At 70.4% G+C, this 18,733-nt stretch carries 18 protein-coding genes; 10 read left to right on the top strand and 8 right to left on the bottom strand.

The annotated features are described in order from the left end of the window. The first annotated feature begins 2 nt into the window (after positions 1–2). The 7 genes from mihF (at position 3) to metK (ending at position 6,071) form a co-directional block, all read left to right on the top strand. Positions 3–320: an integration host factor, actinobacterial type gene (gene mihF, locus G6N14_RS08765; protein ID WP_003932123.1), complete on the top strand. Its 318-nt coding sequence runs from the start codon at positions 3–5 to the stop codon at positions 318–320. A gap of 7 nt (positions 321–327) precedes the next feature. Beyond that, complete coding sequence (gmk, locus tag G6N14_RS08760; protein WP_046315231.1) at positions 328–930, top strand: guanylate kinase; 603 nt, start codon at positions 328–330, stop codon at positions 928–930. A 67-nt stretch (positions 931–997) separates the two neighbouring features. Continuing rightward, complete coding sequence (gene rpoZ, locus G6N14_RS08755; protein WP_046315229.1) at positions 998–1,318, top strand: DNA-directed RNA polymerase subunit omega; 321 nt, start codon at positions 998–1,000, stop codon at positions 1,316–1,318. A 28-nt stretch (positions 1,319–1,346) separates the two neighbouring features. Then, entirely contained in the window at positions 1,347–2,594 is a 1,248-nt protein-coding gene (coaBC, locus tag G6N14_RS08750) for a bifunctional phosphopantothenoylcysteine decarboxylase/phosphopantothenate--cysteine ligase CoaBC (RefSeq protein WP_085134636.1), read from the top strand. A gap of 96 nt (positions 2,595–2,690) precedes the next feature. Continuing rightward, positions 2,691–4,055 carry a hydroxysqualene dehydroxylase HpnE gene (gene hpnE / locus G6N14_RS08745; protein ID WP_085134558.1) on the top strand — a complete coding sequence of 455 codons (1,365 nt, stop codon included), beginning with the start codon at positions 2,691–2,693 and terminating at the stop codon, positions 4,053–4,055. Continuing rightward, positions 4,052–4,654: a TetR/AcrR family transcriptional regulator gene (locus tag G6N14_RS08740; RefSeq protein ID WP_085134559.1), complete on the top strand. Its 603-nt coding sequence runs from the start codon at positions 4,052–4,054 to the stop codon at positions 4,652–4,654. Before hpnE ends, G6N14_RS08740 begins: the two co-directional genes overlap by 4 nt. A 205-nt stretch (positions 4,655–4,859) precedes the next feature. Next, a complete protein-coding gene (metK, locus tag G6N14_RS08735) occupies positions 4,860–6,071 on the top strand; it encodes a methionine adenosyltransferase (RefSeq protein WP_085134637.1) in 1,212 nt (403 codons plus the stop codon). Between the two features lie 27 nt (positions 6,072–6,098). Here the strand turns inward: metK and G6N14_RS08730 are convergent, their stop codons facing one another. The 3 genes from G6N14_RS08730 to G6N14_RS08720 form a co-directional block, all read right to left on the bottom strand. Further along, the gene (locus G6N14_RS08730; protein WP_234808823.1) at positions 6,099–7,592 is read right to left on the bottom strand and encodes a flavin-containing monooxygenase; all 1,494 of its coding nucleotides are present in this window, start codon (positions 7,590–7,592) and stop codon (positions 6,099–6,101) included. Positions 7,593–7,663: 71 nt separating this feature from the next. Beyond that, positions 7,664–8,050, bottom strand: a complete 387-nt coding sequence (locus G6N14_RS08725) for a VOC family protein (protein ID WP_085134561.1) — start codon at positions 8,048–8,050, stop codon at positions 7,664–7,666. A gap of 7 nt (positions 8,051–8,057) precedes the next feature. Continuing rightward, positions 8,058–8,993: an alpha/beta hydrolase gene (locus G6N14_RS08720; protein WP_085134562.1), complete on the bottom strand. Its 936-nt coding sequence runs from the start codon at positions 8,991–8,993 to the stop codon at positions 8,058–8,060. On the opposite strand from G6N14_RS08720, the gene G6N14_RS08715 reads away from it, so the two are divergent. Next, the gene (locus G6N14_RS08715; RefSeq protein ID WP_234808824.1) at positions 8,974–9,714 is read left to right on the top strand and encodes a lysoplasmalogenase; all 741 of its coding nucleotides are present in this window, start codon (positions 8,974–8,976) and stop codon (positions 9,712–9,714) included. The two genes, G6N14_RS08720 and G6N14_RS08715, sit on opposite strands and share 20 nt — an antisense overlap. A gap of 13 nt (positions 9,715–9,727) precedes the next feature. Here G6N14_RS08715 and G6N14_RS08710 read toward each other — a convergent pair whose 3' ends face one another. Next, complete coding sequence (locus G6N14_RS08710; RefSeq protein WP_085134564.1) at positions 9,728–11,074, bottom strand: alpha/beta hydrolase; 1,347 nt, start codon at positions 11,072–11,074, stop codon at positions 9,728–9,730. A 176-nt stretch (positions 11,075–11,250) separates the two neighbouring features. Here G6N14_RS08710 and G6N14_RS08705 point away from each other — a divergent pair, with 176 nt between their 5' ends. Continuing rightward, complete coding sequence (locus G6N14_RS08705) at positions 11,251–13,194, top strand: primosomal protein N' (protein WP_085134638.1); 1,944 nt, start codon at positions 11,251–11,253, stop codon at positions 13,192–13,194. Between the two features lie 5 nt (positions 13,195–13,199). On the opposite strand, the gene G6N14_RS08700 is transcribed toward G6N14_RS08705, so the two are convergent. The 4 genes from G6N14_RS08700 to G6N14_RS08685 all read right to left on the bottom strand — a co-directional run bounded on the left by G6N14_RS08700 (position 13,200) and on the right by G6N14_RS08685 (position 16,367). Continuing rightward, entirely contained in the window at positions 13,200–13,829 is a 630-nt protein-coding gene (locus G6N14_RS08700; RefSeq protein WP_085134639.1) for a response regulator transcription factor, read from the bottom strand. 38 nt (positions 13,830–13,867) lie between these two features. Then, on the bottom strand, positions 13,868–14,719 hold the full coding sequence (locus G6N14_RS08695; RefSeq protein ID WP_085134565.1) for a universal stress protein: 852 nt from the start codon (positions 14,717–14,719) through the stop codon (positions 13,868–13,870). A gap of 9 nt (positions 14,720–14,728) precedes the next feature. Next, positions 14,729–15,712 carry an Acg family FMN-binding oxidoreductase gene (locus G6N14_RS08690; RefSeq protein ID WP_085134566.1) on the bottom strand — a complete coding sequence of 328 codons (984 nt, stop codon included), beginning with the start codon at positions 15,710–15,712 and terminating at the stop codon, positions 14,729–14,731. Positions 15,713–15,929: 217 nt separating this feature from the next. Then, positions 15,930–16,367 (bottom strand): Hsp20/alpha crystallin family protein, encoded by a 438-nt coding sequence (locus G6N14_RS08685; RefSeq protein ID WP_407663164.1) that lies wholly within the window; start codon positions 16,365–16,367, stop codon positions 15,930–15,932. 303 nt (positions 16,368–16,670) lie between these two features. On the opposite strand from G6N14_RS08685, the gene G6N14_RS08680 reads away from it, so the two are divergent. Then, the gene (locus G6N14_RS08680) at positions 16,671–18,707 is read left to right on the top strand and encodes an erythromycin esterase family protein (RefSeq protein ID WP_085134568.1); all 2,037 of its coding nucleotides are present in this window, start codon (positions 16,671–16,673) and stop codon (positions 18,705–18,707) included. The last annotated feature ends 26 nt before the right edge of the window (positions 18,708–18,733 follow it).

Raw genomic sequence — 18,733 nt, 5'->3', positions numbered from 1 at the left:
TCGTGGCCCTTCCCCAGTTGACCGACGAGCAGCGCGCCGCTGCGTTGGAGAAGGCGGCAGCCGCACGTCGGGCCCGAGCGGAGCTCAAGGACCGGCTCAAGCGTGGCGGCACCAACCTCAAGCAGGTGCTCAAGGACGCCGAGACCGACGAGGTCCTGGGCAAGATGAAGGTGTCTGCGCTGCTGGAGGCGTTGCCGAAGGTCGGCAAGGTCAAGGCGCAGGAGATCATGACCGAGCTGGAGATCGCCCCCACCCGCCGGCTGCGCGGCCTGGGCGACCGGCAGCGCAAGGCGCTGCTGGAGAAGTTCGACTTCTCCTGACGCGGCAGTGAATACCGGTGGAGGGCCGGGCAGCACGCGCGCGGGACGCGTAGTGGTGCTGTCCGGCCCATCCGCGGTCGGTAAGTCGAGCGTGGTCCGGTGCCTGCGCGAGCGGGTACCGGACCTGTTTTTCAGTGTGTCGGCCACCACCCGGGCCCCCAGGCCCGGCGAGGTGGACGGCGTCGACTACCGATTTGTCACGCCGGCGCAGTTCGACCGGCTTATCGAGGAAAACGCGCTGCTGGAATGGGCCGACATCCACGGCGGCCTGCAGCGGTCGGGTACGCCCGCCGCCCCCGTCGCCGAGGCCACCCGCTGTGGCCGGCCCGTGCTGATCGAGGTCGACCTGGCCGGGGCCCGGGCCATCAAAAAGGCCCTGCCGGAGGCTGTGACGGTGTTTCTGGCCCCGCCGGACTGGCAGACGCTGGAGGCCCGGCTGGTGGGCCGCGGCACCGAGTCCGCCGACGTCATGCAACGCCGGCTGGCCACCGCACGCACCGAATTGGCGGCACAGGGCGACTTCGACACGGTGGTTGTCAACAGTCGATTGGAAACCGCCTGCTCAGAATTGGTATCCTTGCTGGTGGATTCCGCCCCGGGCGCGGTTTGATCTACCCGGACGACACCCAGCAGGCGTGACCCGCCCTTCGCCAACGAGCTTCAGGAGATTTTCTTACGTGAGTACTTCGCAGACCGACTCGGCCGTGGCGACCGACGCCGAGACGTTCGACCCGGCGTTGATCGGCGGTTACGACACGCCGCTCGGCATCACCAACCCGCCCATCGACGAGCTGCTCCAGCGTGCGTCGAGCAAGTACGCCCTGGTGATCTACGCCGCCAAGCGGGCGCGGCAGATCAACGACTACTACAACCAGCTCGGCGAGGGCATCCTCGAGTACGTCGGGCCGCTGGTCGAGCCCGGCCTGCAGGAGAAGCCGCTGTCGATCGCGCTGCGCGAGATCCACAGCGACCTGCTCGAATACACCGAAGGCGAGTAGTCCGAGCCGGGCAGGGCGGGTCGTGCCGATGGGCCAGAAGCGGGTCGTCGTCGGTGTCTCCGGGGGCATCGCCGCCTACAAGGCGTGCACCGTGGTCCGGCAGCTGACCGAGGCGGGCCATTCCGTACGGGTGGTACCGACGCAGTCTGCGCTGCGGTTCGTCGGGGCGGCCACCTTCGAGGCGCTGTCCGGCCAGCCGGTCCACACCGGAGTATTCGACGACGTCCCCGGCGTCCCCCATGTCGCGATCGGCCAGCAGGCCGACCTGGTGGTGGTGGCGCCCGCCACCGCGGACCTGCTGGCCCGCGCTGTCGCCGGCCGCGCCGACGACCTGCTGACCGCCACCCTGCTCACCGCCCGTTGTCCGGTGTTGTTCGCCCCGGCCATGCACACCGAGATGTGGCAGCATCCGGCCACCGCCAGCAACGTGTCGACGCTGCGGCAGCGTGGCGCGGTCGTCCTTGAGCCCGCGTCGGGCCGGTTGACCGGCGCCGATACCGGCCCGGGCCGGCTGCCCGAGGCCGAGGAGATCACGACGCTGGCCTCGTTGCTGCTGGAGCGGGCCGACGCGCTGCCCTATGACCTGGCCGGCCAGAAGGTGCTCGTGACCGCCGGCGGCACCCGTGAGCCCATCGACCCGGTGCGGTTTATCGGCAACCGCAGCTCGGGCAAGCAGGGCTACGCCGTGGCCCGGGTGGCAGCCCAGCGCGGCGCGGAGGTCACCTTGATCGCCGCGCACACCGCCGGGCTGGTAGATCCGGCCGGCGTTCATGTCGTACATGTCAGCTCCGCCCAGCAGTTGCAGGACGCGGTGGCCAAGCACGCCCCTGAGGTGCACGTGCTGGTGATGGCGGCGGCCGTGGCCGACTTCCGGCCGGCCCGCACGGCCCAGGCCAAGATCAAGAAGGGGCCCGACAGCGCCGGAGAGCCGACCATCGAGCTGGTCCGCAATGACGACGTGCTGGCCGGCGCGGTCCGGGCGCGCGCCGAGGGCCAGTTGCCCCATATGCGGGCCATTGTCGGGTTCGCCGCCGAGACCGGCGACGAGAACGGCGACGTGCTGTTCCACGCCCGCGCGAAGCTGCACCGCAAGGGCTGCGACCTGCTGGTGGTGAACGCGGTCGGGGACGGCCGCGCCTTCGAGGTGGACCACAACGACGGGTGGCTGCTGGCCGCCGACGGCGCCGAGTCCGCCCTGGAGCCGGGGTCCAAGACCCTGATGGCCAGCCGCATCGTGGACGCCGTCGCGGCGTTCCTCGGCGGCCATCGCGAGTGACGCCCGGGGCGACGGCGTCGGCCGGCCCAGCGCGCAACCATTGATCACCCAGCCCCCGGTGGGATAACTTTCGATTCGTAAGTTATTCGAGAGGAGCTGGGTGTGGACGATCGACGCTACGTGGTGATCGGGGGCGGCCTGGCGGGCCTTGCCTCGGCGGTGTGGCTGGCCGAGGCGGGCAAGAAGGTGACGCTGCTCGAGCGGCGCGGGCGGCTCGGCGGACGCACCCAGGCGATGAGCGTGCCGGGAATCACCGACCCCGCCGACAACGGTCAGCACGTGATCGCCAGCGGCTACGAGCACCTGTTCCGCTACCTGACCAGCGTCGGCACCCGCTCGATGGTGGAGTTTCCGACCGGCGGAACGCTGCGCTGGCCCGGCGGGGCCAGCACCCCCATGGTGACCCGGGGGATCGGGGCGGTGCGGTCGCTGTTCGGGCCGCACCCCGAGGCCGGCCTCGTCGACCGGCTGCGCACCGCCGTGGCGACCGTGCGTCTGGCGGGCGAGGCGCTGTTTCAGCCCGCAGACCTGCCCAATCTCAGCACCGACAAGTGGCTTCGGCGAGTCGGGATGCCCGCCCGCGCACGGGAGGCGGTGTGGGACTGGCTGGCGCTGGGGATCGCCGCAGAGCCGGTGGATCGGGGTTCGGCCAAGGTCTTCGCCGACGTGCTCGCCACCGGCATCCGGCTCGGACTGCGCCATCGCAGGGCGGTGACGATCGGCTACCCGACCACCGATCTGGACACCCTCTACATCTCGGGAGCGCTCGACGTTTTCGACCGGCACGGCGTCGAGGTGCGCTATCGGGCCGTGGCCCGTCGAATCGTGGTGCAGGACAACGCGGTGCGCGCCGTCGTGCTGGCGGACGGCACCGAAGTGCCGGCCGACGCGGTGGTGTGCGCGGTACCCAACTCCAATATCGCCGGGCTGCTCGACGATCTGCCCGAGCACGCCGAGATCTACGCCGCGGCGGAGAAGCTGCACTACACACCGATCGTGAGCACCAACCTCTACCTGGACCGGCCGCTGGGAACCGAAGCGGCCATGGAGTCGATAATCGGCGGCACCGGTGTCATCGATGAGGTGTTCGACCGCCAGCGGATGCATCGCCGCGAGCCGGACGGCGCCTGGTTGTACTGCCTGACCACCAGCGGCGCCTACGAACAGATTCACCGGTCCAACGAGCAGATCGTGGCCGAGCAGATGGACCTGCTGCGCCGTTACTATCCCGCTGCCGCGGAGGCCAATGTGGTTGCCGCGCAGGTGGTCAAGATGCCCAAAGCCACCTTCTCGCAGGTGGTGGGCACCGATGGGCTGCGCCCGGACCAGCGCACGTCGGTTCCCGGGTTGGTGCTCGCCGGGGATTGGACCCGCGCCGACTGGTCGGCGACCATGGAAAGCGCCGCACAGAGCGCGGCGCGGGCCGTGGACCTGCTGCTCGAGCTGCCGGACCCCAGATGAACGCCCGGCCGGAGCCACGGCGGCGGATGTCGGCGCAGGCCCGGCGGACGCAACTGCTCGACCACGCCCGTGACATCGTCGCCGCCGAGGGATTCGCCGCGGTGAGCATCGAACGGGTGGCCCGTGCCGCCGAGGTCACCCGGACCGTGGTGTACCAGAATTTCGGCGACCTGGCCGGGCTGATGTCGGCCCTGCTGGAGCGCGAGTCCGGGGTTGCGTTCGCCGGGATGCAAAGTGTGGAGGGCCCGCCGGCCGACGACCCGGACGCGCTCGGGCGCGGCATCCTGGCCTACCTGCAAGCCGCGCCCACCAGCTGGCGCATCATCCTGAGCCCGCCCGCCGGCGCCCCGCCGCAGTTGCAGGCCCGCACGGAACTGGGCCGCCGGTATGCCCGCAACCTCGCCGCAGGGCGGCTGTCGCGGCTGGTGGGCCGCCCCGTCGATGCCGGCGGCGCGACGGCGCGGCTGTTGCTGTCGTCCCTGGAGGAGCTGGCGCTGCTGCATCTCACCGACCCGCAGGCCTACCCCGACGAACTGGTGCTGCGCTATCTGCGGTCACTGGTGGGCTGGGCGGTGCGCGTGGAGACGGCGGCGCCGTGATCGGGCGGCGCCCCAGGCCCGGTGCCCGGCGGCTCAACCCCGAGTGGCGGCGTGCGCAGCGGGCGGTAGAGTGGGCGCTCGCAGGGGCGATTCGTTCAGGTGCTCGCCGTGGGGGATGAGGCACCGGGCTGCCAGGCTGTCCCGAGGACCGCATAGCTATATTTGCCCGAGCGAACGTGTGATCGATAACCCGGAAGGCGACATTGTGAGCGATAAGGGACGGCTGTTCACCAGTGAGTCGGTGACCGAGGGCCACCCCGACAAGATCTGTGACGCCATCAGCGACTCGGTGCTCGACGCACTGCTCGCCGATGACCCCCGCTCACGGGTTGCGGTGGAGACCCTGGTCACCACCGGCCAGGTGCACGTGGTCGGCGAGGTGACCACCACCGCCCGCGAAGCGTTCGCCAACATCACCAACATCGTGCGCGAGCGCATCCTGGAGATCGGCTACGACTCGTCGGACAAGGGCTTCGACGGCGCCACCTGCGGTGTCAACATCGGCATCGGTGCTCAGTCGCCCGACATCGCCCAGGGCGTGGACACCGCGCACGAAGCCCGCGTCGAGGGCGCGGCCGACCCGCTGGACTCGCAGGGCGCCGGCGACCAGGGCCTGATGTTCGGTTACGCGATCGCCGACACCCCGGAGCTGATGCCGCTGCCGATCGCGTTGGCGCACCGGCTGGCGCGCCGGCTCACCGAGGTCCGCAAGGACGGCACGCTGCCGTACCTGCGCCCGGACGGCAAGACGCAGGTCACCGTGCAGTACGAGGACAACGTGCCGGTTCGGCTGGACACGGTGGTGCTGTCCACCCAGCATTCCGACGGCATCGATCTGGAAACGACCCTGGCCGGCGACATCCGCGACCAGGTGATCAACACGGTGCTGGCCGATCTGGCCCACGAGACCATGGACATCTCCGACGTGCGGTTGCTGGTCAACCCCACGGGCAAGTTCGTCGTCGGCGGGCCGATGGGCGACGCCGGCCTGACCGGCCGCAAGATCATCGTCGACACCTACGGCGGCTGGGCACGGCACGGCGGCGGCGCGTTCTCGGGCAAGGACCCGTCGAAGGTGGACCGCTCGGCGGCCTACGCGATGCGCTGGGTGGCCAAGAACATCGTCGCCGCGGGCCTGGCGCAGCGCGTCGAGGTGCAGGTCGCCTACGCGATCGGCAAGGCGGCGCCGGTGGGCCTGTTCGTCGAGACGTTCGGCACCGAGACCGTCGACCCGGTCAAGATCGAGAAGGCCATCGGCGAGGTGTTCGACCTGCGGCCCGGCGCTATCGTGCGCGACCTGGAGCTGCTGCAGCCGATCTACGCCCCGACCGCGGCCTACGGGCACTTCGGCCGCAGCGACATCGACCTGCCGTGGGAGCGGCTCGACAAGGTCGAGGACCTCAAGCGCGCCATCTGACGGGGGTGAGCCGCGCGCCGTGGATTCTCAGGCGCTGAACCGGTAGTCGTCGAGGTCGAAGTGCCTACTGCGCCAGTAGGCCTCGACCGTGGTGGCGGGCCGCAGCGGAACGTCGCCGTTCTTGTCGAAGTAGTAGCTGTTGGCCAACTGGCAGCTGTCCTGCCAGAAGATCTGCCGGTGCCGTTTGCGCATCATCTCGTCGAAGTAGCGGGCATTGGCCGCCTCGGAGATCTCGATGCGCCTCGCCCCGCGGCTGCGCGCGCTTTTCAGGCATCGCACGATGTGGTGGGTCTGGGCCTCGATGAGCGCGAAATACGATGAGCCGACGTAGCCGTAGGGGCCGAACACGCTGAACATGTTGGGGAACCCGGGGATGCTGACCCCTTCGTAAGCCTGCAGCCGGTTCTCCTCGAAGTACCGGCTCAAGGTCTGCCTGCCCGCCCCGGTGACGGCGAAGGTGGAAACGGTGTCGCTGTCCATCACCTTGAACCCGGTGGCCAGGATCAGGACATCGACTTCGTGCGCGGCTCCGTCTGCGGTCACGACCCCGGTGGGGGTGATCCGGTCGATGGGGTCGACCACCAGCGTCACGTTGTCCCGGTTGAAGGTCGACAGGTAACTGTTGTGGAAGCCGGGCCGCTTGCACCCGGGGGCGTAGCGCGGGGTGAGCTGCTCACGCAGCTGCGGATCGTGCACCTGCCGGCGCAGAAACGCCCGCCCGGCAGCCTCCATCCGCTTGGCCAGGGGAAACACCGTGAAGTACTGCGCCGCGATCGGGAAGGTCGCCTCGACGTAGGCCTGACTGACCAGTCGTTGCAGCGCCTTGCCGCCGGGAAGGCGCATCGCCCAGCGGGCCGGGCTGGGCAGCGGCATATCGAACTTCGGAAAACACCAGATCGGGGTCCGCTGAAACACCGTGAGCGACGAGACGGCCGGTGCGATCTCCGGAATCACCTGTACCGCAGAGGCGCCCGTGCCGATCACCGCCACGCGCTTGCCGGTCAGATCTTGCGAGTGGTCCCAGCGTGCGGTGTGGATGCGCACCCCGGCGAAGGTGTCGACACCGGCGATGTCGGGCAGCTTCGGGGTGGTCAGAACTCCGCTGGCGTTGATCAGGAACCGGGCGCTGACCTCGCCGCGGGATCCCCGCGATTCGGTCTGTACCCGCCAGCAGCCGCGGTCTTCATCGAATGTTGCGCCAAGCACCTTGGTGGCGAACCGGATTCGGGAGCGCAGACCGTACTTGTCGACGCAGTGCTCGGCGTAGGCCTTCAGTTCCCGGCCGGGGGCATACGTGCGTGACCAGTGCGCGCTCTGTTCGAAGGAGAACTGGTAGGAGAACGACGGGATGTCCACGGCGATACCCGGATAGGTGTTCCAGTGCCAGGTTCCGCCCACGCCGTCGCCGGCCTCGAGAATCGCATAGTCCGCCAATCCGGCGCGGTCGAGGTTGATCGCCGCCCCGATGCCGGAGAATCCGGCGCCGACGATCACAACTTCGTGGTCGGGCTCCTCGGTCACGTCTGATGCTCCTCGTCGCCGATGTCGATCGAGGTCGACGGTAGCGCGCATGCCGCGGGGCCGGGGCGGTGTTAGGGCAAATCCTCCGGTGGCAGGCGCCACGGCGGATCACGCCGGGCGGCACCGCCGTGGAACAGGCACAGCCGGTGGCCGTCGGGGTCGCGCAGCCGGGCTTCCCGCCACAGCCACGGCATGTCGGCCGGCGCCTGGGTGAACTCGATCGATGCGCGCAACCGCTGGTAGTTCTCGTCGACGTCATCGACCTCGAAATAGATGGTCACCTGTTCGGCGGCCGGCACTTCACCGACGCGCGCCACCGAGAAGGTGCTGCCGCCCGACGGGCATTCGAACCGCAGATAGTCCGCTGTCTTGACGATCAGCTGCAAGCCCAGGAGGCGGTAGAACCACTCGGCGCGGTCCAGGTCGGTGCTGCCGACGGTGACCTGGTTCAGCCGCATCGGACCGTCAGGCCGTCCCGCTCAGGGCCGCCTTCAGCGCGGCCAGCCCGCGATCGGCGGCCTCGGTTGCCGCCGGAATGACCCCGGCGTAACCCAGGTAACCGTGAATCATCGTCTCGGCGTTGTGTACCTGGACCGGGACCCCGGCGGCGGCCAGCAGCTCGCCGTAATGGATGCCGTCGTCGCGCAGCGGATCGTGGCCGGCCACCGCGATGTAGGCCGGCGGCAGGTCGGCCAGATTCGCGGCCCGCGCCGGAGCCAGGGTGGGCGGCGGGTCGGTCAGATCGACGTGCCCGGCGTAGGCCAGCGTCAGGGCCGCGATCGCCTTGCTGTCGATGATCGGGGCCTGGGCGTTCTCGGTGAACGACGGCAGGCTGCCGTCGTAGGTGGTCGCCGGGTACCACAGCAGCTGAAACGCGATCGCCGGTCCGCCGGCGTCGCGGGCCAGCTGGGCCACCACCGCGGCCAGGTTACCGCCGGCTGAGTCGCCGGCCACCGCCAGCCGGGCCGGGTCCACGCCCAGTTCGCCGGCGTGTGCCGCCACCCACTCGACCGCCGCCAGCGCGTCGTGCACCGCGGCCGGAAACGGGTGTTCGGGGGCCAGCCGGTAGTCCACCGACACCACCACCGCGCCGGCGCCGGCGGCATGCATGCGGGCGGTCCCGTCGTGGGTCTCGAGGTCGCCGGCGACGAAACCGCCGCCGTGGAAGAACACCACGACCGGCGCGGCACCGGACTCGGTGCCCGCGGGCCGGTAGATGCGGATCGGCAGATCACGGCCCGGGCCTTCGATCACCCGGTCCTCGGCGGGCAGGTCCGGATGCACCGGGCGGCGCGGCAGGTCGCGCATCGCTCGGCGCGCCGCGACGACACCGTCGTCGAGGGTTAGTCGGAAAGGCACGGCGTCCAGTACCTTCAGGATTATGGGGTCGATTGCTGGCATGGAAACACCGTACGCAACCCGTCGCGTCTTCACCGGCTGGGCCGCGGCCGGATGGCTGGGCGTGGGTTACGGCATCTTCCTGACGGTGGTGGCGTTGCGTTCGGGGCCCGGGGAGGAGCTGACCGGGCAATGGGTCGGTCAGCCGGCTTTCAAGGCGTCCATGGCGGTGCTGCTGGCCTTCGCCGCGGCGGTACACCCGATCCTGCGGGAGGCGCGCTGGCTGATCCCGGCGCTCATCTTCTCGGCGACCGGTGACTGGTTATTGGCGATCCCTTGGTGGGAACCGTCTTTCGTGGCGGGACTGACCGCATTTCTGGTGGCGCACCTGTGCTATCTCGGCGCGCTGGTGCCCCTGGCGGTGGTGTCGCGGCGGCGGCTGATCGGGCCGGGGCTGGTCATTGCCAGCTGCCTGGTGCTGCTGGCGTGGTTCTGGCCCGGTTTGGCGCGCGAGGGTATGACCGTGCCGGTGGTGGTCTACGTCGGGGTGCTCGGCGCCATGGTGTGCGTCGCCCTGTTGGCGAAGCTGCCCACCCACTGGACCGCGATCGGAGCGGTGTGTTTTGCGGCGTCGGACGCCATGATCGGCGCCAGCAAGTTCGTGCTGGGCAACGAACTGCTGGAGGTGCCGATCTGGTGGACCTATGCCGCAGCTCAACTGCTCATCACAGCCGGGTTCTTCTTCGGCCGGTCGAGCGACGCCGCGAGGTCGTCCGCGATCTGAAATCCGCTGGCGGTCAATGCCGGTGGCCGCCGGTCCCGGGTCGCAGCCGCTCCGGATCGAAGGCCGGCAGCCGCCTCCGGTGCGGTGCGGTCATGTGGTGGCTGGCTAGCGCGTCGCCGTGCCCGGAGGCGATGTCGCCGATACTGAACAGCGACTCGCCGTCGGGATCGAAGTAGCTGCTGTGGCCGGTCGCGGGCAACGCGGCCCCGCGGGCTTCGGCCTTGAAGCGGGTGGACCCGTAGCCGTCGGCCGCCGGGTCGGCGCCCAGCCCCACGGTTGTCGACGTTCCCGGCAGGCTCAGTTGTGGCTGACCGCCGAATCCGGTGACCGGATCCGAGGATGCCGCCCCCACGTACACATGCCCTGATGCCGGTAGGTGAAAGTCGTTGGCGCTGCGCGCCAGGTCGGTTCCCGGCGATCCCACGAGCACCACGTCGTCGGCGCGCAGACCGGCGCCGGCCGCCGCATCGGCCACCGTCGTGGAGCCGTAGGAATGGCCCACCACCGTGACGTGGGCGGCGCCGATGTGCGACGCCGCCAGGGCGTTGAGGTCGGCGGCCAGCAGGCGACCGCCGGCCCGGGCGGAAAACGGTTGCGCCACGGCGGGGTCCAGCAGACTGTCTGGAGCGCGGTAGCCCATCCACAGGATGACCGAGTTGGTGCGCTCGGGATCGGCCCGGGTCGCCTCGCGGTAGACGTCTCGCCCCTCCGGGCGCGACAGGTAGCCGCTGCGGACGCTGCTGTGTACCCCGGGGACCAGCACGGTGGTGTTGTCGGCGGTGTCGGGATCGCCGATCGCGATCGCGGCCCGTCCCCGGCCATCGAACGCCGCCGGTTCATAGGTGAGCAACAGCACCGATTCGGCACCGGTGCCGCCGTGGGCTGCGAGCGCGTCGCGGACCCGCAGCGCGTTCTCGTACCGAGCCCCGCCCCGGTGCGCATCGCCGTCGGCGTGCCGGATGTCGTCGGCCAGTGCCTGCCGGTTGATCCGATCGCGCACTCGGGCCGGTAACCCGTAGCCGGCACCGGCCGAGCGAATCATGGCCGCCTGCAGCCGGTTGTGCGTCGCGGCGTCGGCGATCACCCGGCCGATGTCGCGGGCCTTGGCGGCCAGCACGAGCTGGAACTCGCGGCGGCCGGCCGGGCAGTCCCACGCCGACGCCGGAGGATCGGCCAGCGCGGCGCGGAGCTGCGCGCCGAGGGCATCGAGGTGCGCGAGCCCGCTGCGGGCGTGCCCGGCGGCGTCGGCCACCGTCGCGACCAGCAACTGATCGGCCACCGCGGCGATGCGCAACCGCGCGGCGAGGCCGGATTCCGCGCCGCGCGCGGCGCGGCTATGGGCGCCACACTGGTCGGGCATACCGCAGCAACGTAATTGGGCGCCGCCGGTGATGTGTACGCCGATGCACAACCCGTTCCACCGGCGATCCACCGGCTGTCGGGGTCGGCGGCGTCTGCTAGACCTGCGTGGTGAGCGTCGACAGCGAACGCAGCGAAACCGGCGCCACCGGCGAGCCGGTGGCCCGGGTGCTGCCGATGCTCTCGGTTCCGCATCTGGACCGCGAGTTCGACTATCTGGTCACGCCCGAGCAATCGCAGGAGGCCCGGCCCGGGGCGCGGGTGCGGGTTCGCTTTCATGGCAGGTTGGTCGACGGCTTCATCTGGGAACGCCGCGCCGACACCGACCACGTCGGCCGGCTGGGCCGGCTGGAGCGGGTGGTCTCGGACGAACCGGTGCTCACCGGCGAAGTCCGTCAACTGGTGGAGGCCGTCGCCGCGCGCTATGCCGGCAGCCGGGCCGACGTGCTGCGCCTGGCGGTACCGCCGCGGCACGCCCGGGTGGAACGCGAAGCGACGACGCCGCCCGAGCCGCCCGTGCTCGCCCCGGTCGACCCGGCCGGCTGGCAACGCTACGGCGCGGGCGCATCCTGGCTGGCCGCGCTGGGGGAGGGCCGCGCCGCGCGCGCCGTGTGGCAGGCGCTGCCGGGCGAATCGTGGACCGAGCGCTTCGTCGACGCCGCCGCGGCGACCATGCGGGCCGGGCGCACCGCGCTGGCGATCGTGCCCGATCAGCGCGACGTCGATGCGCTGCACCGGGCCGTGACCGCACGAGTCGAGGAGTCGGCGGTCGCGGCGCTGTCCGCGGGCCTGGGCCCGGCCACCCGCTACCGGCGGTGGCTGTCGGTACTGCGCGGCCACGCGCGGCTGGTGATCGGCACGCGCAGCGCGGTTTTCGCCCCGTTGGCCGATCTGGGCCTGGTGATGGTGTGGGACGACGGCGACGATTCCCTGGCCGAGCCGCGGGCGCCCTATCCGCATGCGCGCGAGGTCGCGATGCTGCGTGCCCATCTGGCGGGCTGTGCCGCCCTGATCGGTGGACTCACCCGTACCGCCGAGGCGCACGCGCTGGTGACCAGTGGGTGGGCGCACGACGTGGTGGCACCGCGCGCGGTGCTGCGGGCGGCCCGGCCGCGGGTGGTGGCCCTGGACGATACCGGGTACGCCGAGCAGCGCGACCCCGCCGCCCGCAGCGCGCGGCTTCCGGCCGTGGGGCTGGCGAGCGCGCGCAGTGCCCTGGCCGCCGGGGCGCCGGTGTTGGTGCAGGTGCCCCGCCGCGGCTACGTGCCGTCGTTGGCCTGTGCCCGCTGCCGCACGATCGCCCGCTGCCGGCACTGCACCGGACCGTTGTCGCTGCCGGAACGTGGCGGTGCGGCCGTCTGTCGCTGGTGTGGTCGCCAGGACCCGGCACTGCGCTGTGCGCGCTGCGGGTCCGATGCCGTGCGGGCGGTCGTCATCGGTGCCCGGCGAACCGCCGAAGAACTGGGCCGAGCCTTCCCGGGCACCCCGGTCGTCACGTCCGCCGGTGACACCATCGTCGACGCCATCGAGGACGGCGCGGCCCTGGTGATCGCCACACCCGGCGCCGAGCCCCGCGCCCCGCGCGGCTACGGGGCGGCGTTGCTGCTGGACTGCTGGGCGTTGCTGGGCCGTCAGGATCTGCGTGCCGCCGAAGACACGCTGCGGCGCTGGATGGCTGCGTCTGCCCTGGTGCGCGACCAGGCTTCGGGCGGCCAGGTGACGGTGGTCGCCGACTCCTCGATTCCCACCGTGCAGGCACTCATCCGGTGGGACCCGGTCGGCCACGCCGATGCCGAACTGGCCACCCGGGCCGAGGTGGGCCTGCCGCCCGCGGTGCACCTCGCGGCCCTCGACGGCGATCCGGCCTCGGTGACGGCGCTGTTGGAGCAGACCCGCCTGCCCGACGGCGCCGACCTGCTCGGGCCCGTGCCGCTACCGCCGGGCGTGCGCCGGCCGGCCGGTGTCCCCGAGGAGCTGAGCATCATCCGCATGCTGGTGCGGGTGGGCCGCGACCACGGCTTGGCGCTGGCCGCAGCGCTGCGCCACGGCGTCGGTGTGCTCAGTGCGCGGGGGTCGCACCACCCGGTGCGGGTCCAGATCGATCCGCTGCACGTCGGGTAGCAGTGTCAAGGGCCGGACAGGCGCGAGCCGAAAACGGCCGCCTGGGTGCGCCGCTGCATGTCCAGCTTGGCCAACAGACGCGAGACGTAATTCTTGACGGTCTTCTCGGCCAGGTACATGCGCTCGGCGATCTGTTTGTTGGTCAGCCCCTCGGCCAGTAGCGCCAGCAGGGCCCGTTCCTGCTCGGTGAGCTTGGCCAGGGGGTCGGGAGCCTGGGCACCCATGCGGAGCCGGACCATCAGCGCCGCCGCCGCGTGGTTGTCCAGCAGCGAGCAGCCGGCGCCGACATCCTTGATCGACTGGGCCAGCTGCATGCCCCGGATGTCCTTGACGACGTAACCGCTGGCGCCGGCCAGAATCGCGTTCAACGCGGCTTCCTCGGAGCTGTCCGAGGTCAACATCAGACACCGCAGAGCGGGCAGCCGGGACAGCAGTTCACGGCACAGCTCGATGCCGTTGCCGTCGGGCAACCGCACATCGAGCACGGCAACGTCCGGCAGCAGTGCGGGAATGCGGGCCAAGGCCTCCCGCACGGTTTCGGCTTCGCCCACCACGGTCAGGCCGGGGTCCGAGCTCAGCAGGGAGATCAGCCCGCGCCGGACCACCTCGTGATCGTCGACCAGGAAGACTTTCAGCTGGTCTGACCCGGTAGCGGCAGCACCGTCGCCGGCGGTCACAACCACCACGTCCGATCGCAGACCAGCACGGCGCTGCCGGCGGATTCCACGACCGCCCGGCCCGCCGGAGCCAGCAGAACGTCCAATGGGCCGGGCCGGCGCGGTGCCACCACCGCCAGTTGGATCGCCGAGCCGCTGCGTTGCAGGCGCTCAAAGCAATTGAGCAGACCGTCGTGATAACCGACCGATTCCACATCGAGGTCCGGGTGCTCCCGCCGGCAACGGGATATCCAGCGTTCGACGGCGGTGGGCAGCGGCGGGTCGGACGGCACGTCGGACTCGCCCGGTGCTGCCGGGCGGTGCTGCGGCAGTGCGAAGACGTGCAGCGGCAGGCCGCGCATTCGTGCCTCGGCGGCGCCGAGCTCCAAGACGCCGTCGCCGGCCGAGGAACCGTCCACCACCGCCAGGACCAGTCCGGCTTGGGCCGTTCGGGCGGTGAAGGTGCGTGGCACGATGGCGACCGGGCAGTGCGCCGAGGTCGCCACGGCGGCGGCGGTGGATCCGATCCGGCTGCCCGGCTCGTGATGGAACCCGATCGAGCCGAGGCAGATCACCGCCGCGGATCGCGAGGCTTGCAGCAGTGCGGTCACCGGCCGCCGGTGCACGATCTCGGCTTCCAGCTTGGGCGGCCGGTCGAGGGCCTCGATCGCCGCCATGGCGCTGCGCACCGCTGTTTCGGCCGCAGCCGCCGCGTTCGCGCCGGGGGAGCCGGAGTCGACTGCGCACAACAGCCCCAGCGGGAGCTCGCGGTCGAGCGCTTCGTCGACAGCCCAGTAGGCGGCTTTGAGAGCGGCACGTGATCCGTCCACACCGACGACGACGCGGGGGGCAGCCGATGACGCGAACATGAGCCCCCACTACCCGCCGTGGATGGACAGCACGTCGGACAGCGGCCGGCGCCGCGTGCGGGGCAAGGGTTCCTCGGTGCCGGGTGCCTGTCCGATCCGGACGAGGATCTGAGGAAAGGCGTTGCGGCCCACCAACGTCTCGACAATGTCCCTGGTCACCTGAACTTCGGTGAGATGAGTCAGCGGACAGGTGGCCAGGCCGGACATGGTGCACTCCAGAAGGACGGCCGAGAGGGCCTCGCCGACGAGCAACGCGTCGGCGCGCGCATCCGATCGCGTGGACAGCACCACGATGGTCGCCTGATCACGCTGGATCTGTGTCCGTCGATCACCGTGGTGCACTCCGGGAAAGGCACGACCGACATCGACCCGGCCGCCTTCTGCGTCAGAGGGCAGGGAGCTGTACGAGACGCCCGTGGAGGTTTGGAATGGCGTTGTCCACCGGTGTAGCTCGGCGTGGTAGGACGCGTCGTAGAGCCGCAGCGATTCGGCGAACTGCGACGCGTAGGCCAGTCGGGGGCGGGACTTCTCGGGCAGGACGTCGAGGTCGACGGCGTATTCGTCAAGGCGGGACCGCAGCAGCGGCTCGAAGGCCACCCAGTTGGGCGGCGGCGCCAACGGCAGCCTGTCGCTGCGCCGTACCCAGATCGCCGCTGCCCGGCATCGGTGGCCTTCGGTGACATAGCTCATCTTGTCGAACTGGATCGATGCGAGATGGTTGGGATTGTTGGGATTGGGAAAGCGATCGACGTTGGCATGCAGGCCGGTTGCGGCCATCGCCACCCGAAGATGGTCCAGCGCCGCGCCGCAACCGATAGTCGCCTCCCGCCCCGCGTGATCGGACGGCAGGACCCGGCTCTCGTCGAGGAACAGTTGCAGGCGGTCGGCTTCCAGGACCCACTGCCACGGCTGGATGTTGTGCAGCGACGGGGCGCGGCATGCCGCGCGCACGGCATCCTTGACGGCCTCGGTTTCCACCCGCACGGTGAGCATCTCGACCTCCGATCTGCACCTGGACTCAATAGTTCTGCGACGCCCGGAGCCGGTGTTAGGGCCGTTGGTCCTCAGCGGAGCGCCGATCGGCCCAGCGCCCACCGGGTGCCGGTGCCCCGAGGTCGAGGCTCCGGCACCCGCGCTGCCGTGTCGTCTTGCGGCGGGCGCTGTCCGCTGTCCGGGCCGGCGCAGCGGATCCGAGATGTCCTGCGCCGCGTCAGCTGGCGGCCTTGACCTTGATGTGCTTCTCGGCTGGTTTGGCCGGCTTGGGAAGGGCCACCGAGACCGTGAGAATGCCTTTGTCGTAGGTGGCGCTGATGTCTTCCTCATCGGCGCCGGGGGGAAGCGAGACGGATCGGGCGAAGGAGCCATAGGCGAATTCCGAACGCCCTTCCCCTTCGTTCTTCTCAGTGCGCTCGGCCTTGATCGTCAGGCGTCCGTCGCGGACGGTGATGTCGATGTCCTTGGCGGGATCCATACCCGGTAGTTCGGCCCGCACGACGTAGTGCCCGTCTTCCACCTGGTCTTCGAGGCGGATGAGGTGTCCTTCCGGCATGGGCCAAGGACCGGCCCAGGACGGAAATCCACTGAACAGCTCCGACAGCCCCGGAAGCAGGGAACGGCGCGAAGCGTTGGCGGGGAGGTTCTTCATGATGGTCCTCGGATCTTTGGCGGTCTGGTGGATCTCTCGATTCGACTCGCATGTGCTGCCCGCGGGCAGGGCCGGAAGTCCCCACGCCGTAGGGGTCTTCGTCGTCATCCAGACGAATCCGGCGTCCTGCGCCGGCGACAAAATTCATGGTTGTGGCCTCCGGGGCGCAACGGTTCCGACAGCCTTCGACAAACGGCCCCGTGGAATCGGGACCTCATGCCCTTCCCCGACCTGGCCCCCACTGGGTCAGATCAGTGTTGTCAGTTCTAGACCAATCGGAGATGGCGCCATGACCGGTGAACTGCGATGACGAGGGCAGCCGAAGTCCGAAGGCGGCAACCGCGGCGAATATTTCGTGACCGCACCGAAGCCGGCCAGGTGCTGGCCGATCTGCTCGACAGCTACCGCGACCGTGACGACGTGATCGTCCTCGGCCTGGCGCGCGGCGGAATCCCGGTCGCCTGGGAAGTCGCGGCGGCTCTGCAGGCCCCGCTGGACGCGTTCATCGTGCGCAAGCTCGGAGCGCCGGGCCACGAGGAATTCGCGGTGGGCGCGCTGGCCAGTGGCGGCCGCGTGGTGGTCAACGACGACATGGTGCGCGCCCTGAAGATCACGCCGCAACAGCTACGCGACATCGCCGACCGGGAAGGCCGGGAGCTGGTCCGCCGGGAGGCCGCCTATCGCGGTGATCGCCCGCCCCGCGACGTGGCCGGCCGGACCGTCATCCTGGTCGACGACGGGCTGGCCACCGGCGCGAGCATGTTCGCCGCGGTGCAGGCGCTGCGGGACGCCGAACCGGCCCGTCTGGTCGTCGCCGTCCCGGCAGCCCCCGAATCGACCTGCCGGGAGTTCGCCGGCCTGGTCGACGAGGTGGTCTGCGCCACGATGCCCACCCCCTTCTTCGCCGTCGGCGAATCGTTCTGGGACTTCGCCCAGGTCACCGACGAAGAGGTCTGCCGGCTCCTGGCCGCCTCGACCACCCGGCACCAGGCACCTGCGGCGCCGACCGCCGCGCAGGTCGTCGGCGGTGTCGCTGTGGAGGCACCGGCCGGGGTCCCGCCACAGGTTGCGCTGGAAGAGCTGATCGGCGACGCGCGCATCGTGTTGATCGGCGAAAGCTCGCACGGCACGCACGAGTTCTACGCCGCCCGCGCCGAGATCACCAAGTGGCTGATCACAGCGAGGGGTTTCTGCGTGGTGGCCGCCGAGGCGGATTGGCCGGATGCCTACCGGGTGAACCGCTACGTCCGGGGCCTCGGCGAGGACCAGACCGCCGATGCCGCGCTGAGCGGCTTTCAGCGATTCCCGGCCTGGATGTGGCGCAACGCCGTGGTCGCCGAATTCGTCGATTGGCTGCGCGCCCACAACCGGGACCGCAGGTCGGCCGACCGGCGCGAAACCGGCTTCTACGGGCTTGACCTGTACAGCCTGCATCGCTCGATCGAGGAAGTGATCACCTACCTGGACTCCGTCGACCCGGTCGCGGCGGAGCGGGCCCGCGCCCGCTACGCCTGCTTCGACCATGCCTGCGCCGACGACGGCCAGGCGTACGGATTCGGTGCGGCGTTCGGCGCCGGCCCCTCCTGCGAGGGCGAAGCGGTGGCGCAACTGATCGAAATGCAGCGCGACGCGGCGAACTGTGTGCAGCGGGACGGACCGGTCGCTGAAGACGAACTGTTCTACGCGTTGCAGAACGCCCAAACCGTCCGCAACGCCGAGGAGTACTACCGGACCATGTTCAGCGGACGCGTCTCGTCCTGGAACATTCGCGACCGGCACATGGCTCAGACCCTGGAGGCGCTGCTGGCCCATGCCGACCGCGGCCGCGACGCCGCCGCACCGGCCCGCATCGTGGTCTGGGCGCACAACTCGCACGTAGGGGACGCCCGAGCCACCGAGATGGCCGGTGACGGCCAGCTCACCCTCGGTCAGCTGGTCCGTGAGCGTCACAACGACCAGGTGCGCCTCATCGGGTTCAGCACCTATTCGGGCACGGTGACCGCCGCCAGCGAGTGGGGCGGCCCGGCGGAACGCAAAGTGGTCCGCCCGGCGTTGCCCGGCAGCATCGAAGATCTTTTCCATGCCACCGGAAAGCCGGCGTTCCTGGTGCCCATGCCGGCGGTGCCTGCCGCCGATCCGCTTGAAGCGGTGCGGTTGGGTCGCGCCATCGGAGTGATCTATCAACCCGCGACCGAGCGGCAAAGTCACTACTTCCATGTCCGGCCGTCCGACCAGTTCGACGCGATCATCCACATCGATCAGACGCGCGCGTTAGAGCCGCTGGAGGTGACGAGCCTCTGGGTCTCCGGCCAGACTCCCGAGACCTATCCGAGCGGTCTGTAGCCGTCGCGGACGAACGGAAACTGTTG

This window comes from Mycolicibacter hiberniae (assembly GCF_010729485.1).
GTDB classification, from domain to species: Bacteria; Actinomycetota; Actinomycetes; order Mycobacteriales; family Mycobacteriaceae; genus Mycobacterium; species Mycobacterium hiberniae.
Note: the sequence above shows the minus strand (reverse complement) of the source record. Positions and strands in the feature narration are given on the sequence as shown.

Bases quoted from the DNA above. Each gene is read 5' to 3' on its own strand.
- coaBC (WP_085134636.1), top strand. From the start codon at position 1,347: ATGGGCCAGAAGCGGGTCGTCGTCGGTGTCTCCGGGGGCATCGCCGCC.
- G6N14_RS08740 (WP_085134559.1), top strand. From the start codon at position 4,052: ATGAACGCCCGGCCGGAGCCACGGCGGCGGATGTCGGCGCAGGCCCGG.
- G6N14_RS08725 (WP_085134561.1), bottom strand. From the start codon at position 8,050: ATGCGGCTGAACCAGGTCACCGTCGGCAGCACCGACCTGGACCGCGCC.
- G6N14_RS08715 (WP_234808824.1), top strand. From the start codon at position 8,974: ATGGGGTCGATTGCTGGCATGGAAACACCGTACGCAACCCGTCGCGTC.
- G6N14_RS08720 (WP_085134562.1), bottom strand. From the start codon at position 8,993: ATGCCAGCAATCGACCCCATAATCCTGAAGGTACTGGACGCCGTGCCT.
- G6N14_RS08710 (WP_085134564.1), bottom strand. From the start codon at position 11,074: ATGCCCGACCAGTGTGGCGCCCATAGCCGCGCCGCGCGCGGCGCGGAA.
- G6N14_RS08705 (WP_085134638.1), top strand. From the start codon at position 11,251: ATGCTCTCGGTTCCGCATCTGGACCGCGAGTTCGACTATCTGGTCACG.
- G6N14_RS08695 (WP_085134565.1), bottom strand. From the start codon at position 14,719: ATGTTCGCGTCATCGGCTGCCCCCCGCGTCGTCGTCGGTGTGGACGGA.
- G6N14_RS08690 (WP_085134566.1), bottom strand. From the start codon at position 15,712: ATGCTCACCGTGCGGGTGGAAACCGAGGCCGTCAAGGATGCCGTGCGC.
- G6N14_RS08680 (WP_085134568.1), top strand. From the start codon at position 16,671: ATGACGAGGGCAGCCGAAGTCCGAAGGCGGCAACCGCGGCGAATATTT.